A 565-nucleotide genomic window follows, 5' to 3' on the forward strand; every position below is an offset into this window, starting at 1 on the left:
TCGGGTAAGTTCCGACCCGCACGAAAGGCGTAATGATTTGGGCACTGTCTCAACGAGAGACTCGGTGAAATTTTAGTACCTGTGAAGATGCAGGTTACCCGCGACAGGACGGAAAGACCCCATGGAGCTTTACTGTAGTTTGATATTGAGTGTCTGTACCGCATGTACAGGATAGGTAGGAGCCGTAGAAATCGGAACGCTAGTTTCGATGGAGGCGCTGGTGGGATACTACCCCTCCGTTATGGCCACTCTAACCCGCACCACTGATCGTGGTGGGAGACAGTGTCAGATGGGCAGTTTGACTGGGGCGGTCGCCTCCGAAAGGGTAACGGAGGCGCCCAAAGGTTCCCTCAGAATGGTTGGAAACCATTCGAAGAGTGCAAAGGCAGAAGGGAGCTTGACTGCGACACCGACGGGTGGAGCAGGTACGAAAGTAGGGCTTAGTGATCCGGTGGTATTAAGTGGGAATGCCATCGCTCAACGGATAAAAGGTACTCCGGGGATAACAGGCTGATACCGCCCAAGAGTTCATATCGACGGCGGTGTTTGGCACCTCGATGTCGGC

Annotated in this window: 1 rRNA gene; it reads left to right on the plus strand. The window is 54.0% G+C overall.

The window, feature by feature from the left end:
- Positions 1–565: ribosomal RNA gene (locus ACFFUV_RS23740) — 23S ribosomal RNA — on the plus strand; the annotation flags it as partial.

The sequence above is a fragment of the Vibrio olivae genome (assembly GCF_042428525.1).
Lineage (GTDB): Bacteria > Pseudomonadota > Gammaproteobacteria > Enterobacterales > Vibrionaceae > Vibrio > Vibrio olivae.